The 14,678-nt window shown below is 72.8% G+C and carries 15 protein-coding genes; 4 read left to right on the top strand and 11 right to left on the bottom strand.

Annotated elements, in window-relative coordinates; translation table 11 throughout:
• Position 1 precedes the first annotated feature (1 nt).
• Together ACIBF7_RS39900 and ACIBF7_RS39905 are read right to left on the bottom strand one after the other, a co-directional pair.
• Positions 2-463, bottom strand: coding sequence for a tripartite tricarboxylate transporter TctB family protein (locus ACIBF7_RS39900; RefSeq protein WP_148035005.1), 462 nt, complete (start codon positions 461-463; stop codon positions 2-4).
• A gap of 1 nt (position 464) precedes the next feature.
• Entirely contained in the window at positions 465-1,496 is a 1,032-nt protein-coding gene (locus ACIBF7_RS39905; RefSeq protein ID WP_397199423.1) for a tripartite tricarboxylate transporter substrate-binding protein, read from the bottom strand.
• 169 nt (positions 1,497-1,665) lie between these two features.
• Between ACIBF7_RS39905 and ACIBF7_RS39910 the strand changes: the two genes are divergently transcribed.
• Both ACIBF7_RS39910 and ACIBF7_RS39915 read left to right on the top strand, forming a co-directional pair.
• Positions 1,666-2,349 (top strand): response regulator transcription factor, encoded by a 684-nt coding sequence (locus tag ACIBF7_RS39910; protein WP_397199424.1) that lies wholly within the window; start codon positions 1,666-1,668, stop codon positions 2,347-2,349.
• Between the two features lie 6 nt (positions 2,350-2,355).
• Positions 2,356-3,780: an ATP-binding protein gene (locus tag ACIBF7_RS39915; RefSeq protein ID WP_397199425.1), complete on the top strand. Its 1,425-nt coding sequence runs from the start codon at positions 2,356-2,358 to the stop codon at positions 3,778-3,780.
• Positions 3,781-3,783: 3 nt separating this feature from the next.
• On the opposite strand, the gene ACIBF7_RS39920 is transcribed toward ACIBF7_RS39915, so the two are convergent.
• The 6 genes from ACIBF7_RS39920 to ACIBF7_RS39945 form a co-directional block, all read right to left on the bottom strand.
• A complete protein-coding gene (locus ACIBF7_RS39920; protein ID WP_397199426.1) occupies positions 3,784-4,527 on the bottom strand; it encodes an ABC transporter ATP-binding protein in 744 nt (247 codons plus the stop codon).
• Positions 4,524-5,561 (bottom strand): FecCD family ABC transporter permease, encoded by a 1,038-nt coding sequence (locus ACIBF7_RS39925; RefSeq protein ID WP_397199427.1) that lies wholly within the window; start codon positions 5,559-5,561, stop codon positions 4,524-4,526. The genes ACIBF7_RS39920 and ACIBF7_RS39925 overlap by 4 nt, the downstream gene beginning before the upstream one ends.
• Positions 5,562-5,617: 56 nt before the next feature.
• On the bottom strand, positions 5,618-6,625 hold the full coding sequence (locus ACIBF7_RS39930; RefSeq protein ID WP_397199428.1) for an ABC transporter substrate-binding protein: 1,008 nt from the start codon (positions 6,623-6,625) through the stop codon (positions 5,618-5,620).
• A gap of 197 nt (positions 6,626-6,822) precedes the next feature.
• The gene (locus tag ACIBF7_RS39935; protein ID WP_271279499.1) at positions 6,823-7,425 is read right to left on the bottom strand and encodes a superoxide dismutase; all 603 of its coding nucleotides are present in this window, start codon (positions 7,423-7,425) and stop codon (positions 6,823-6,825) included.
• Between the two features lie 81 nt (positions 7,426-7,506).
• Positions 7,507-8,451: a TAXI family TRAP transporter solute-binding subunit gene (locus tag ACIBF7_RS39940; protein ID WP_148034999.1), complete on the bottom strand. Its 945-nt coding sequence runs from the start codon at positions 8,449-8,451 to the stop codon at positions 7,507-7,509.
• A gap of 24 nt (positions 8,452-8,475) precedes the next feature.
• The gene (locus tag ACIBF7_RS39945) at positions 8,476-8,832 is read right to left on the bottom strand and encodes a DUF6223 family protein (protein ID WP_148034998.1); all 357 of its coding nucleotides are present in this window, start codon (positions 8,830-8,832) and stop codon (positions 8,476-8,478) included.
• Between the two features lie 190 nt (positions 8,833-9,022).
• On the opposite strand from ACIBF7_RS39945, the gene ACIBF7_RS39950 reads away from it, so the two are divergent.
• Both ACIBF7_RS39950 and ACIBF7_RS39955 read left to right on the top strand, forming a co-directional pair.
• Positions 9,023-10,129 carry a sensor histidine kinase gene (locus tag ACIBF7_RS39950; RefSeq protein ID WP_397199429.1) on the top strand — a complete coding sequence of 369 codons (1,107 nt, stop codon included), beginning with the start codon at positions 9,023-9,025 and terminating at the stop codon, positions 10,127-10,129.
• Positions 10,126-10,788 (top strand): response regulator transcription factor, encoded by a 663-nt coding sequence (locus ACIBF7_RS39955; RefSeq protein WP_219545959.1) that lies wholly within the window; start codon positions 10,126-10,128, stop codon positions 10,786-10,788. Before ACIBF7_RS39950 ends, ACIBF7_RS39955 begins: the two co-directional genes overlap by 4 nt.
• Before the next feature lie 3 nt (positions 10,789-10,791).
• Here ACIBF7_RS39955 and ACIBF7_RS39960 read toward each other — a convergent pair whose 3' ends face one another.
• From ACIBF7_RS39960 to pdhA, 3 genes are read right to left on the bottom strand one after another with little or no spacing between them, the layout of a single operon-like run.
• On the bottom strand, positions 10,792-12,480 hold the full coding sequence (locus ACIBF7_RS39960; RefSeq protein WP_397199430.1) for a 2-oxo acid dehydrogenase subunit E2: 1,689 nt from the start codon (positions 12,478-12,480) through the stop codon (positions 10,792-10,794).
• Positions 12,477-13,496 carry an alpha-ketoacid dehydrogenase subunit beta gene (locus ACIBF7_RS39965; RefSeq protein WP_219545957.1) on the bottom strand — a complete coding sequence of 340 codons (1,020 nt, stop codon included), beginning with the start codon at positions 13,494-13,496 and terminating at the stop codon, positions 12,477-12,479. Before ACIBF7_RS39965 ends, ACIBF7_RS39960 begins: the two co-directional genes overlap by 4 nt.
• Position 13,497: 1 nt before the next feature.
• Entirely contained in the window at positions 13,498-14,592 is a 1,095-nt protein-coding gene (gene pdhA / locus ACIBF7_RS39970; RefSeq protein WP_271279502.1) for a pyruvate dehydrogenase (acetyl-transferring) E1 component subunit alpha, read from the bottom strand.
• Positions 14,593-14,678 lie beyond the last annotated feature (86 nt).

Consider the following 14,678-nt stretch of genomic DNA (forward strand, 5'->3'; position numbering starts at 1 on the left):
GTCAGAATCCGAGCCACGGGCCCCAGAGCGGGATCCGCAGCTGGAGGCCGACGACGAAGATGAGCGTGCTGGCCACGGTGAGCCCGGCCGCGACGACCACGGCGGTGAGCGGCCGTACGTGCTTGCTGGCCAGCGTGGTGAGCAGGGCGGTGACGGCCGACGTCGGCACGAACCCGAGGCCCCGTACGGTGAATCCGAAGAACATCAGCGCGAGCGTGATGACGGCGACCGCGCGCCAGGGGATCGTGCCGAAGGCGATCATCTCGCCGGCGACCAGCCCCTTGACCACGATCGCCAGGCCCAGGGCGGCCACGAGCGCGCCGACGAGCAGCGGGAAGGCGCCGGGGCCCATCCGCAGCGGGGTGCCCAGCTCGTAGCCGAGCGACCCCACCACGAACGCGCCACCGATCAGGACGAAGATCCCCCCGGCGAGGACGTCGGGGAATGATCGGCGGTGCTCCACGTCAGGAAGCCTTGATCCCGGCGTCGGCGATGACCTTCGCCCAGGTGCCGAGCTGCTCCTGGAGCTTGGTCCGGTGCGCCTCGGGGGTGGCGCTCTCGGCCGGGACCGGCGCGGTGCCGAGCTTGGCCATCTGGTCGACGACCTTCTGGTCGGCCAGCGCCGTCTTCAGCGCCTCGGACAGCTTCTGGACGACGTCCTGCGGGGTGCCCTTCGGTACGTAGAGGCCGTGCCACACGCTGACCTCCAGGCCGGGCAGCCCCGCCTCGGCGGTGGTCGGCAGGTCGGGCAGGCTCTTGACCCGCTCCGGCGTGGTGACCGCGTACGCCTTGACCTCGCCCGCGGAGATCTGGCCGCTGGTGTTGGTCGTCTGGTCGCACATGAAGTCGACCTGGCCGCCGACGAGGTCGGTCAGCGCGGGGCCGGTGCCCTCGTACGGGACCTCCTGCAGCTTGACGCCCGCGGCGGTCTGGAACAGCAGCCCGCACAGGTGGGACGCGGCGCCGATGCCGGCGTTGGCCAGCGTGACCTTGTCGGCGTTCGCCTTCACGTGGGTCACGAGGTCCTGGAGCGTCGCGGGCGCGAAGTCCTTTCGGGCGACGACCGTCATCGGCACCTCGGTGACGAGCCCGACCGTCTCGAAGCTCTCCAGCGGCTGGTAGCCGAGGTTCTGGTAGAGGGCGGGCGCCGTCGACATGCCGATGTGGTGCATGAGCACGGTGTAGCCGTCGGGTTCGGCCCGCGCGACCTCGCCGGCCCCGACCGTGCCGCCCGCGCCCTCGACGTTCTGTACGACGATCTTGGCGCTGAGCTTGGCCGCCATCGGCTCGGCGATCATGCGGGTGACCGTGTCGGTCGGGCCGCCCGCGCTGAACGGCACGACGAAGGTGATGTTCTGCTCCGGGTAGCCCGCGGTGTCGCCGCCGCCGGTGGTGCCCCCGTCGCCCCCGTTGCCCGCACAGGCGGCGGCCAGCGAGACGACGCCGATGACGGCGATCATCCGCGCGGCGGCCCGGTACCTGCTGGTCGTTCTCATGTCGCGGCCTCCTCTTCGGCGCATTCGCGTTCTTGGGTGAGTGCGCGGCCTCAGTCTGGGCTGGTACGGGCGCGGATAGTGTCAGAGGAATCCCAAGGAATGCGCCAGATGTCAGGAAAATCCCAAGAACTGGTTAACAACGGAGTCGGACCGGGCCGTACAATCCGGTATGCGGATCACCATCATCGAGGATGACGACCGCGTGGCCCGGGGTCTGGTGACCGTCCTGGCCCAGGCGGGCTTCGAGGTCCACCGCCTCGCCACCGCCGCGGAGGCCGTGCGCGCGGCCCCGTCCGACGTCGTCCTGGTCGACCTGGGCCTGCCCGACGGCGACGGGCTCGACGTGATCCGCAAGCTGCGCGACCGCCCCGAGACCGCCGTCATCGCCGTCACGGCGCGCTCCGAGGAGCACGAGCGGGTCCGCGGCCTGCGCGCAGGCGCCGACGACTACATCGTCAAGCCGTTCGGCATCCCCGAGCTGCTGGCCCGGATCGACGCCGTGCTGCGGCGCACCCGGGTGGCCCGCGCCCTGAGCGCCCCCGACGAGCCGCTCCTCCTCGGCCCGATGCGCATCGGCGTCGGCACCCGCGAGGTCACCGTCGACGACACGCCCGTGACGCTCACCCGCAAGGAGTTCGAGCTGCTCCTGCTGCTGGCCCGGCGGGCGCCCAACGTCGTCAGCCGCGACGTCATCCTCGACCAGATCTGGGGCGCGACCTGGGAGTCGTCGAGCCGCACCCTCGACACCCACATCGCCGCGCTGCGGCAGAAGATCGGCCCGGCCGTGGTCATCCGCACCATCCACGGGGTCGGCTACAGGCTCCTGGCCGACCGGCCGGAGCCGACCGGCTGACGCGCCGTGCACCGCCGGCTGCTCGTCGTCCTGGTGCCCCTCGCGGTGATGCTCGTCGCCGCGCTCGGGGTTCCCCTCAGCGTCACGGTGGCCGAGCGGGAGGTGCAGGAGACGTACGTCGACCGGCTGAACGACGTCGGCCGGTTCGCGTCGCTGGCCGAGACCGCGCTGTCGACCGGGCGGACCGAGGCGCTCCAGCTTGAGCTGGCCCGCTACCACGAGCTCTACGGCATCCCGGTCGCGGTGATCGACACCTCCGGCACCGTGCTGCTCGGGCCCACGGACGCCTACCGGGAGGCGGCGCGCAGCGAGCCGGGCATGGGCCCGATCGTCACCGCCGCGCTGGCCGGGGCGCGGCCCGAACCGTCCGGTGACTGGGCGCCGTGGGCCGGGTCGGCGCTCGTGGTCGCGGAGCCGGTGGGCCGCGACAGCGAGGTGGTCGGCGCCATCGTGACGATCTCCGACCTGTCGAAGACGCGCGGGCGCATCATGCTGCGCTGGGCCCAGCTCGCCGGGATCGGGCTGCTGCCGTTGGTCGCGCTGATGGCGGTCGCCTGGCCGGTGTCGGCGTGGGTGCTGCGGCCCGTGCGGGAGCTGGACGCGGCGAGCTCGCGGATCTCGCAGGGCGACCTCACCATCCGGGCCGACGCCGAGGCCGGGCCCGCCGAGCTGCGGCGGCTGGCGGAGTCGTTCAACACCATGATGGACGCGGTCGAGAACGCCGTGCAGCGGCAGCGGGCGTTCGTCTCCGACGCCTCCCACCAGCTGCGCAACCCGCTGACCAGCCTCCGGCTCGCCGTGGAGAGCCTCGAACCGCACCTGCGCGCCGCCGGTGACGGGCGGCAGGTGTACGACGTCGCCGTGGACGAGCTGAAGGCCATGCAGCGGCTGCTGAACTCGCTGCAGGCCAGCGCGCGGATGGAGAGCATCCGGACGGCGTCCCCGGTGGACCTCGACGCGGTGCTGGCGACCCGGGTGGAGCGGTGGCGGGCGCTGACGGCGACGGCCGGGCAGACGCTCGCGGTCGACGTGCCGCCGGGGCTGCGGCTGCTGGAGCCGACGGGCGGGCTGGGCAGCATCCTGGACGAGCTCATCAGCAACGCGTTGCGGCTGTCGGACGCCCGGGTGGTGGAGGTCACCGCCCGGGCCGTCCCCGCGGGCGGGGGCGTGGTCACGATCGCGGTGCGCGACGACGGGCAGGGGATCGAGGCGTCCGAGCGGGCCCAGGCGCTGCGGCGGTTCTGGCGGTCGCCGCGTCACCAGAACGTGTCCGGGACCGGCCTGGGCCTGGCGATCTGCGCCGACCTGGTCGGCGCGGCCGGTGGCGAGCTGCGGCTGGAGGACGGCCTGCCGCGCCCGGACGGGTCCGGGCACGGGTTCGCCGCGGTGGTCGCGCTGCCGGTGGCGGACTCGTCCGGAGCCCCGGCCTGAGGCTCACCTCTCGTCCTTGAGCCGCTCGAAGACGAGCTGGGTCCGCCGCACGGCGCGCACCCCGTACACCTCGGAGATCAGCTCGGGGGTGAGGACCTGCTCGGGCGGGCCGCCGGCGACGATGCGACCGGCGTTCATCACGTACAGGCGGTCGCAGAAGGCGGCGGCCTGGTTGAGGTCGTGCAGCACGGCCAGGGTGGCGACGCCGAGCTCGCGCACCAGGTGCAGCAGTTCGAGCTGGTGGCGGATGTCGAGGTGGGAGGTGGGCTCGTCCAGCAGGAGCAGGCGGGTCTGCTGGGCCAGGGCGCGGGCGAGCAGGACGCGCTGTTTCTCGCCGCCGGACAGGGTGGCGAAGATCCGGCCGGCGGCGCCGGTCAGGCCGACGCGGTCCAGCGCCCGCGCGCACAGCTCCTCGTCGGCGCGGGGGTCGGACTTGTACGGGGTGCGGCCCATGGCGACGATCTCGGCCACGGTGAAGTCCAGGTCGGGCGGGGTCTCCTGGGCGACGACGGCGGTGCGCCGGGCGGCCTCGCGGGCGGGCAGCCGGTGCACGTCGTCGCCGTCGACGGCGATGAGCCCGGCCGAGGGGCGCAGCGCCCGGTAGATCGAGCGGAGCAGGGTGGACTTGCCGCAGCCGTTCGGCCCGACGAGGCCGACGAACTCGCCGTCGTCCACCAGCAGGTCGGCCTCGCGCACGATCGGGGTGCCGTCGAGCGCGACGGACACGCCGCGCAGGTCGAGCCTCACTGGACGCTCACCGCCCGGTCCACCGAGCGGCGGCGCAGCAGCCACAGGAAGAACGGCACGCCGAACAGCGCGGTGACGATGCTGAGCGCCAGTTCCTGAGGGGCGTTGACGGTGCGCGCGGCGATGTCCACGAGCTGCAGGAACACGGCTCCGAGCAGGGCGGTCACGGGCAGCACCCGGCGGTGGTCGGCGCCGACGAGCAGCCGGGCGGCGTGCGGCACGATCAGGCCGACGAACGCGATCGCGCCGCTGGTGGCCACCATCACCCCGACCAGCAGCGAGGTCAGCACGAACAGGCTCAGCCGGAACCGGTTCACGTTCACGCCGAGCGAGACGGCCGTCTCCTCCCCGGCGGCCAGCGCGTTCAGCGGCCGGTGCTGCAGCAGCAGGTACGCCACCCCGGCGGCCAGGACGACCGCCGGCAGGGGCAGCACGTGCCAGCGGGCGCCGCCGAGGCTGCCCATCAGCCAGAACAGCACCTGCTGAGCGGCCCGCCCGCTCTGCGCCAGTTGCAGGACGAAGCTGTAGGCGGCCTGGAACAGGTACGCCAGCGCCACCCCGGACAGCACCAGCCGCGACGGCGTGAGCCGTCCGGACCGCTGAGCCATCAGGTACACCAGCACGAGCGCGAGCAGCGAGCCGGCGAAGGCGGCGGCCGACAGCGACAGCCCGCCCAGCGCGGAGGCGCCCAGGATCAGCACGAGCACCGCCCCGAACGAGGCGCCGGAGGAGACCCCGAGCAGGAACGGGTCGGCCAGCGGGTTGCGCACCAGCGCCTGCAGCACCGCCCCGACCACCGACAGCCCGGCCCCGACGAGCAGGGCCAGCAGCGCGCGCGGCAGCCGGAACTCCCACACGATCTGCTCCTGCACCGGGGCCCAGGTCTGCGGGACCACGCCCGGGATGACACGGTCGGCGACGATGCCCCAGGCCTGGGGCAGGGCGACGGGCACCGCGCCGATGCTGACCGCCAGCCAGGTCGAGGCGACCACGGCGGCGATCAGCGCGGCGACGAGCAGGAGGAACCGGCTCACTCGGCGGCTTCGCGGGACGGGCACGGTCTTCGCCGGGCTCTGCCGGGTGGTGCTGGTCACTGGGTGAAGGCGTCCGGGTGCAGGAACCTGGCGATGTCGGTGACGGCCAGGAGGTTGCGGTAGCCGGGATGCTGGGCCGTGACGGGCACGGCGAGGTAGCGCTGCTCCTTGGCGGCCGGGCTGTTCTTGACGATGGCGAAGGTCTCGGCGGCCTTGGCGGGCGAGCTGGGCATGTCCTCGCCGCGCAGCGTGGAGTAGTCGCTGATCAGGACGGCCTCGGGCTGGGAGGCGCTGACCTGTTCGGCGCTGACCTCGGTGTAGTCGCCCTTGACGTCCGCCAGGACGTTCTCGCCGCCGGCCAGGGTGATCATCTGGTGGGTGATGCCGGAGCCGCCGTAGGCGTTGACCGGGCCCTTGCCGCCGTCGGTGGCCAGGACCTTGACCGGGGTGCGGCCTTCGACGCGCTTCTTGACGTCGTCCAGCTGGGCCTGCAGCTCGCTGATCAGCTTATCGGCGCGGTCGGAGACGCCGAAGATCTTGCCGAGGTTGCGCAGGTCGTCGAAGGTGTCGTCGAGGGTGAACTGCAGCACCTCCTCGGGGCTGCACCAGCCGCCCAGGATGTAGACGGGGCTGCCGGCCGCGTCCAGCTCCTCCACGGTGGCGTAACCACCGGCGGCGTCGAAGCTGGCCATCTGGTTGTCCACGATGAAGTCGGCGCCCTGGGAGAGCATGATCTCCTTCTGCGGCATCATGATCGTGTCGGAGATCTCCGGGATCTTGTCGTACTGCTCCTTGTGGCCGGGCAGGAACGGGCTCTCGGAGAAGTTGGTCCGCCCGGTGATCCGGTCGCCCAGGCCGAGGGCGAACAGGGTCTCCAGCGAGGGGTGGTAGCCGGTCACGACCTTGGCCGGCGGCCGGTCGAAGGTGAGGGTGCGCCCGCAGTTCTCGACCGTGACGGGGAAGCCGGTTTGCGGCGCCGCCTGCTGGGTGGGCTCCTGGGCGGTGGGTGCTTGCGAGCAGGCGGTCAGCGTCAGGGCCGCCGCCAGGACGAGCAGCTTCTTCATGGAGCCTGACTTCGGGGTGGTACGGGGCGGGCGGCTCATGTGGTGGAGCTCCGGTGGTGAGAGGATCGGGCAATTGCGATACGAAACACCTCATTCTGCATATAAGTCGCAATTGCAAGCAAGTCGCATGAAACTGAGGCGGCGCCCGCCCGGCCCCGCGGACCAAGCTCAGACCGGGCGGGCGTCGCCGGCCTGGGTCAGACGCCGCGGGCGGCGTCGTAGCGGGAGATCACATCGTTCCAGTTGATCAGGTCCCACAGCTTCTCGACGTAGTCCGGGCGTACGTTGCGATACTGCAGGTAGTACGCGTGCTCCCAGGCGTCGAACACCAGCAGCGGGGTGGTGTTCATGCCGACGTTGCCGTGGTGGTCGTACACCTGCTCGACGACCAGGCGGCGGCCCAGCGGCTCCCATGCCAGCACGCCCCAGCCGGAACCCTGCACGGTGGCGGTGGCGGTGGTGAGCTGCTTCCTGAAGGCGTCGAAGGAGCCGAAGTGCTCGTCGATCGCCGCACCGAGGTCGCCGTCGGGGCGGTCGCCGCCGTCGGGGGACAGGTTCTCCCAGAAGATCGTGTGCAGCACGTGGCCCGACAGGTTGAACGCGAACGTCTTCTCCAGCCCGACCAGGCCGCCGAACTCGCCCTTGTCCCGTGCCTCGGCCAGCTTCTCCAAGGTGTCGTTGGCGCCCTTGACGTAGGCGGCATGGTGCTTGGCGTGGTGCAGCTCAAGGATCTCGCCGGTGATAGCGGGCTCCAGGGCCGCGTAGTCGTACGGCATGTCCGGCAGGGTGTAGTCACCCATGAGCTATCTCTCCTCGTAATTGCAAATGACTTGCAACAACGATAGCCCTGCAACTGACTCATGTCTCGTGCGGCGTGCCGGTCAGTGCTTGCGGTCGCGGAACCAGGCGGCGGCGCCCGGGTGGAGCGGGATCGACGCGGTCGAGATGCCGGTGCGCACGTTGATGTGCCAGGCCTCGGGAATGGCCTCGGTGTCGCCGCGGCCGGCGGAGGAGATCGTGCCGGTGTGGGTGAAGATCGTGTCGGTGATGGCGTACACCAGGTCGGCCGGCAGATCGTTCCGTACGAGAAGCACGTTGGGCACGGCGAAGGTGCGGGTGGCCGGGACGCCGGCGTAGGCGGTCGCGGGGATCATGGCCGGCGCGTAGGGGCCGGGGAACGCCGTGAAGAGCGCACCCGCCTGCGCGTCCAGCGGGATCAGGCGGATGGGGTGGCGCTGCGCCAGCTCCGTGATGGCCGGGGTCGGGACGCCGGTCAGGGAGAACATCGCGTCGATCACGCCTTCGCGCAGCGCCGCCGCCGACTCGGCCTGGCTGAGATACCGGCTGTCGGTGTCGACCGGGCCGAGCTCCAGCACCCGCAGCGAGGTGAACTCGGTGCCCGAGTCGCGGGCGCCGAGCGAGATGCGCTTGCCCTCCAGGTCGCCGAACTCCTCGATCGCCGAACCGGCCATGACCACGAGATGCAGGTGGCTGTCGTAGAGCCGGCAGATCGCCGAGAGCTCCTCGGGCGCGCTGCCGTCGGTCAGGATCAGCGCGTCCAGGCTCGTCAGCCCGAGGTGCACCGCGCCGGCCCTGAGCATCCGGATGTTGTCGGTGGACGCCCCGCTCGGCACGGTGCGCACCGTGACGCCCGGCACCTGCTCGGAGATGTGCGCCGCCATCGAGCCGCCGATGCGCCGGTAGACCGCCCCCGCCGGCCCGGTGGCCAGCCGGAGGTCGATCTCGCCGACCTCGCGCTGCCGCGAGCAACCGGCGATCAGCCCACCGGCGGCCAGGAGCACCGCCCGCCTGCTGGGGTTCAGCATGCCGCGATGATACGGGCCCGGCGATCAGCGGCGGACGCGGCGGGTCAGCGCCAGCCCGCCGAGCACGACGGAGCACAGGCCCACCACCACGGCGACATAGCCGCCGACGATGCCGTAACCGGTGCCGGGACCGCCCTCGGCGGCGGCCACCACCAGCCCGCCGACGGCCGCGCCCGCCAGCCCCGCCACCAGGGCCACGACGGCTCCCCTTCTGCCGGTGCCGGCGCCGATGCGACCGGTGGCGCGGGCCACGGCCAGCCCGCCGACCACCGTGCCCGCCAGGCCCAGCAGCGCGCCCACCGCGGACCAGAGCCGCCCGGACGTCATGGCGTAGGCGTCGACGGGGTCCACGACTCCGAGCAGGGTGAAGGTGACGGACATGAGACTCTCCTCCTGGGACTGGACGTGTCCCGATGGTGTCCTCCGGACCCGCCGCCGGTCGTCCGGCCAGGGGAGGCGATGCGCGCTGCCGCCGGCGCCGCAGGATCCGTGGAAGTACCGCGGACGCGGTAGCCCGGCGATCGTCCGTACGCAGGATCCGCCCGCGACGGCATCGGGCTATGGTGCGCGCATGAGCACAGGACGGTCCCGTGCCCTCGACTGGGCGATCGCCGGCTGCGTGGCGGCGGCGCTGCTGGTCACCGGGCTGTCCGGGCAGGGCTCCGCGAACCCCGCCGGCTACGCGGCGCTGGTCGCCGGTGGCCTGGCGCTGGCCGCGCGCCGCCGGGCGCCGGTCCCCGTCCTGGTCGTCACCGGGTTGTGCGCGGTGGGCTACCAGGCGGCCGGTTTCGACGTGCCCGCCGTCGCGTTCCTGTTCGCGGTGTACGCCGCCGTACGGGCCGGGCACCGCGTCGTCACGGTGGTGGCGAGCGTGACCATGCTGGCCGCGCTGCCGCTCGCCGCCGTGGCCTCGGGATCGTACGACATGGGCGAGGCGTTCGCGCAGGCCCGGGGCGCTCTTGAGCTGGCCTGGCTGGTCGCGGCCGGGGCGGCGGGCGAGGCGCTGCGGCAGGCCGAGCGGCGGGCGGAGGAGGCCGAGCGCACCCGCGAGGAGACCGCGCGGCGCCGCGCCGACGAGGAGCGGCTGCGCATCGCGCGGGAGCTGCACGATTCGCTCACCCACCAGATCTCGATCGTCAAGCTTCAGGCCGAGGTCGCCGTGCACGTGGCCCGCAGGCGCGGCGAACAGGTGCCGGAGGCGCTGCTGGCGATCCAGGAGGCCGGGCGCGAGGCGGCCCGCGAGCTGCGCGCGACCCTGCAGGCGCTGCGCGACGACGACACGACCCCGCCGCGCGGGCTCGACGACGTCCCGGAGCTGGTGGAACGGGCCCGCGCCATCGGCCTGGACGCCACCCTGACGATCGAGGGGCGGCGGCAGGACGTGCCCGCCGCGGTGAGCAGGACCGTCTACCGGATCGTCCAGGAGTCGCTCACCAACGTCGCCAGGCACGCCGCCGCCGCGACCGCCTCGGTCCGGATCGACTGCCGCCCGGACACGCTCGACGTACGCGTCGACGACGACGGCAGGGCCAACCAGGACACCGTCCCGGTGCCCGGCGTGGGGCTGCTCGGGATGCGCGAACGCGTCACCGCACTCGGCGGACGCCTGCGGGCGGAGCCGCGCGGCGAGGGCGGCTTCACCGTCCGGGCCGAACTCCCCGTGGACCGGCTGCCGTGATCCGCGTCCTGCTGGTCGACGACCAGCCGCTCATCCGCAGCGGGTTCCGCGCGCTCCTCGACCTGGAGGACGACATCGAGGTGGTGGCCGAGGCCGGCGACGGCGTCGAGGGCCTGGCCCTGGCCAGGGAGCATCTGCCCGACATCGCGCTCGTCGACGTCCAGATGCCGGTCGCCGACGGCATCGAGACGACCCGGCGCATCGCCGCGGACCCCGCGCTGGCCGGGGTGCACGTCGTCATCCTGACCAACTACGGCCTGGACGAGTACGTCTTCGACGCGCTGCGCGCCGGCGCGGCCGGGTTCCTGGTCAAGGACATCGTGCCCGAGGATCTCCTGCACGCCGTGCGGGTCGCGGCCCGCGGCGACGCGCTGCTCGCGCCGTCGATCACCAGGAAACTCATCGACAGGTACGTCACGCGGCCGATCACCCTCGGCACCGGCAGAGGGCTCGAAGAGCTGACCAACCGGGAACGCGAGAGCGTCGCCCTGGTCGCGCAGGGCCTGTCCAACGACCAGATCGCCGACTGCCTGGCGATCAGCCCGCTGACCGCCAAGACCCACGTCAACCGGGCGATGGCCAAGCTCCACGCCCGCGACAGGGCCCAGCTCGTCGTCATCGCCTACGAGTCCGGCCTGGTGGTGCCGGGCGGTTCCTGACGCTCAGACGTGGGCGAGCAGGATCGCCGGGTTCTCCACGAGGTCGGCCACGTGGCGCAGGAACCCGCCGGCCGCGCCGCCGTCGCAGACCCGGTGGTCGAAGGTGAGGGAGAGCTGGGTGATCTTGCGGGGGACGACCGCGCCGCCGTGCACCCAGGGGCGGTCGATGACGCGGCCGACGCCCAGGAGAGCGGCCTCCGGGTGGTTGATGATCGGGGTGGAGCCGTCCACGCCGAAGACGCCGTAGTTGTTGAGCGTGAACGTGCCGCCGGTCAGCGCCTCGGGCGGGAGTTTGCCCGTGCGGGCCAGGCCGGTGAGCCTGGTCAGCTCCCCGGCGAGCTGGGCGGTGGTCATCCGGTGCGCCCCGCGGACCACGGGGACGACGAGCCCGCGGTCGGTCTGGGCGGCGAATCCGAGGTTGACGTGTCCGTACCGGACGATCTCGGAACGGGCGACGTCCACCGTGGAGTTCAGCTCGGGGAAGCGGCGCAGGCCGTCCACGCAGATGCGGGCCAGCAGGGCCAGCAGGCCGATGCCGAGATCGGGGCGGTCGCGCCGGAGCGCGTCCCTGGCCGCGAGCAGCTCGGTCGCGTCCACGTCCACCCACGTCGTGGCGTCGGGGATCTCGGCGCGGCTGCGGCTCAGCTTCTCCGCCACAGCCCGCCGCACCCCCCGCAGCGGCACGCGCTCCTGACCCGCCATGTCCTGGGAACGGTCGGTCCCTCTCCCCGCCGTGGTCTGGGAACGGTCGGCCACCGGCGCCCTCCCCGCCGTGGCGCGGGCGCGGTCGGTGATGGCTCGGTCCACGTCACGGCGCAGGATCACCGCACGCGGCCCCGTGGGCGTGACCTCGTCGAGATCGATCCCATGTTCCCGCGCGATCCTCCGCACCAACGGCGAGATCACCCGCGGCGCCATCCCCCCGGCCGCCTCCCGCCTCCGCACCTCCGCGACAGGCCGTGATTCCGCAGCGGGACGGAGGTCTGCCGGGCGGGGATCTGCGGCGGGCCGCCGCTCTGCGGCGGGACGGAGGTTCGTGGCGGGGCTCGGCTCTGCGGCGGGATGCGATTCCGCAGCCGGACGGAGATCTGCGGTGGGACGGGGGCCGCCGGCTGGGCGGGGGTCTGTGGCAGGCCGCCGGTCTGTGGCGGGACGGAGATTTGTGTCGGGGCTGAGGTTTGTGGTGGTAGTGAGTTCTGCGGTGGGACGGGGGCCTGCGGCTGGGCGGGGGTCTGTGATGGGGCGGGATTCTGTGGCGGGCCGCCGGTCTGTGGCGGGACGGAGATTTGTGTCGGGGCTGAGGTTTGTGGTGGGGGTGAGCTCTGCGGTGGCGTTCGCGTTTGTGGTGGGACGGCGGCGGCGGGGTGGGGTGGGGGTGGTGCCGTAGCCGATGAGGACGTTGCCGGAGCCGGCGCGTTCCTCTTCGCGGTAGCGGGCCGCTGCCGGGTGCTCTCCGCCGACCTCGATGAGGGGCGCGCCCACGGACAGGACGGCGCCGGGCTCTGCGTGCAGGGCCAGGACGGTGCCCGCGTAGGGGACCGGGACCTCGACGGCAGCCTTGGCGGTCTCGACCTCCACCACGATCTGGTCGATCTCGACGGTGTCGCCGACGGACACCTTCCAGTCGAGGATCTCCGCCTCGGTCAGCCCTTCGCCCAGGTCGGGCAGCCGGAACACCTGCCCCGCGGTCATGACGCCTCCCTGCTCAGGTGCACCACGTCGGGCCGGTCGTCGAACTGCAGCCGGTCGACCGCGTCCAGGACCCGGTCGGCGTCCGGCAGATGGGCGTGCTCCAGTTTCGGCGGCGGATAGGGGATGTCGAAGCCCGTGACCCGCAGCACGGGCGCGGCCAGCGAGTGGAAGCAGCGCTCCTGGACCCGCGCCGCGATCTCGGCGCCCACCCCGGCGAACCCCTGCGCCTCCTGGATCACGACACACCGCCCGGTCTTCCGTACGGAGGACGTGACGGTCTCGTCGTCGAACGGGACGATCGTCCGCAGGTCGACCACCTCCAGGGAGACCCCGTCGGCGGCCGCCGCCTCGGCGGCCTGGAGCGCGACCGGCACGCCGGGCCCGTAGGCCACGAGCGTCGCGTCGCGGCCCTCGCGCCGGACCACGGCCTGCCCGAACCCGGGCGCGCGCCGCCGCCCGCTGGGGGAGAACGCCTCCTTGGACCAGTACAGCCGCTTCGGCTCCATGAAGATCACCGGGTCGGGGTCGGCGATGGCGTCACGCAGCAGCCAGTACGCGTCCTCGACCGTCGCGGGCGTGACGACCTTCAGCCCCGGCGTGTGGGCGTAGTACGCCTCGCTGGAGTCGCAGTGGTGCTCGACGCCGCCGATGCCGCCCGCGAACGGGACGCGGATCACCATCGGCAGCGTCACCCGGCCGCGGGTGCGGTTGCGCGTCTTGGCCACGTGCGAGGCGATCTGCTCGAACGCCGGATAGGCGAAGGCGTCGAACTGCATCTCCACCACCGGCCGGAACCCGCCCATCGCCATGCCCACCGCGAGGCCCACGATGCCGGACTCGGCCAGCGGCGTGTCGAAGCACCGCTCCTCGCCGAACTCCTTGGTCAGCCCGTCGGTGACGCGGAACACGCCGCCCAGGGGCCCGACGTCCTCGCCGAAGACGAGCACCCGCTCGTCCGCACGCAGCGCGTCGCGCAGGGCGGCGTTCAGCGCCTGCGCCATCGACATCGCGGTCATGTCACTCCTCCGGTGCGGTCAGCTCGGCCGCCAGCAGCTCGCGCTGCTCGCGCAACTGCGGCGTGGGGTCGGCGTAGACGTGGTCGAACAGCTCGTACGGGTCCGTCTCCGGGTCGGCGTTCAGGCCGTCGCGGACGCGGGCAGCGAACGCCTCGGCCGCCTCGCGCGCCGCCGTGACGCCCGCCGCGTCGAGCAGGCCCCGGTCGCGCAGGTAGGTCTCCAGCCGGGCCAGCGGGTCGGCCGCCGCCCACCGCTCGACCTCCTCGTCGTCGCGGTAGCGGGTGGCGTCGTCGGCGTTGGTGTGCGCGTCCATGCGGTACGTGTGCGCCTCTACCAGGAACGGGCCGCCTCCCTCACGGGCGTGCCGCACCGCCTCGGTCAGCACGGACAGCACCGCGACCAGGTCGTTGCCGTCCACCTGCTCGGAGCGGACGCCGTACCCGACGCCCTTGTACGCGAGCGCCGGGGCCGCGGTCTGCCTGGCCAGCGGCACCGAGATCGCGTACTTGTTGTTCTGCACGAAGAACACGACCGGGGAGCGCAGCACGCCCGCGAAGTTGAGCGCCTCGTGGAAGTCGCCCTCGCTGGTGCCGCCGTCGCCCACGAAGGCCATCACGACCGCGTCCTCGCCCTTGCGGCGCAGCGCCTCGGCCATGCCGACCGCGTGCACGGTCTGGGTGGCCAGCGGCGTGCACTGGGGCGCGACGCGGGTGGCCGCGGGGTCGTAGCCGCAGTGCCAGTCGCCGCGCAGCAGGGTGAGCACCTCGACCGGGTCGAGGCCGCGCGCGACCAGGGCCACGCAGTCGCGGTAGGTGGGGAACAGCCAGTCGTCCGCGCCCAGCGCGAGCACGCCGGCGACCTGGCAGGCCTCCTGCCCCATGCTGGACGGGTAGACGGCGAGCCTGCCCTGCTTGGTCAGCGCGGTCGCCTGGCGGTCGAAGCGGCGGCCCAGGACCATCCGGCGGTAGGCCTCGGCGAGCTGTTCGTCCGCGGGCGCCCGGTAACCGGCGGGCGGATCGACGGCGGTGCCGTCCTCGGCGACGAAGCGCACCGGGACGGGCGCGGGGAGAAGGCCGGCCACCTGGTGATGGGACATGGCGACACTCGCTTTCTCTGGACGTTTGACAAGAGAAGCGTGTGCCGCGCGAGCCACCTGCTCAAGACATCACGTACAAACAGCGA

This window comes from Nonomuraea sp. NPDC050478 (assembly GCF_044458265.1).
Lineage (GTDB): Bacteria > Actinomycetota > Actinomycetes > Streptosporangiales > Streptosporangiaceae > Nonomuraea > Nonomuraea ferruginea.

Coding starts and splice junctions, on each gene's coding strand:
- ACIBF7_RS39965 (WP_219545957.1), bottom strand. CDS start 13,496: ATGACCGCGATGTCGATGGCGCAGGCGCTGAACGCCGCCCTGCGCGAC.
- ACIBF7_RS39945 (WP_148034998.1), bottom strand. CDS start 8,832: ATGTCCGTCACCTTCACCCTGCTCGGAGTCGTGGACCCCGTCGACGCC.
- ACIBF7_RS39960 (WP_397199430.1), bottom strand. CDS start 12,480: ATGACCGCGGGGCAGGTGTTCCGGCTGCCCGACCTGGGCGAAGGGCTG.
- ACIBF7_RS39905 (WP_397199423.1), bottom strand. CDS start 1,496: ATGAGAACGACCAGCAGGTACCGGGCCGCCGCGCGGATGATCGCCGTC.
- ACIBF7_RS39935 (WP_271279499.1), bottom strand. CDS start 7,425: ATGGGTGACTACACCCTGCCGGACATGCCGTACGACTACGCGGCCCTG.
- ACIBF7_RS39940 (WP_148034999.1), bottom strand. CDS start 8,451: ATGCTGAACCCCAGCAGGCGGGCGGTGCTCCTGGCCGCCGGTGGGCTG.
- ACIBF7_RS39950 (WP_397199429.1), top strand. CDS start 9,023: ATGAGCACAGGACGGTCCCGTGCCCTCGACTGGGCGATCGCCGGCTGC.
- ACIBF7_RS39930 (WP_397199428.1), bottom strand. CDS start 6,625: ATGAAGAAGCTGCTCGTCCTGGCGGCGGCCCTGACGCTGACCGCCTGC.
- ACIBF7_RS39910 (WP_397199424.1), top strand. CDS start 1,666: ATGCGGATCACCATCATCGAGGATGACGACCGCGTGGCCCGGGGTCTG.
- pdhA (WP_271279502.1), bottom strand. CDS start 14,592: ATGTCCCATCACCAGGTGGCCGGCCTTCTCCCCGCGCCCGTCCCGGTG.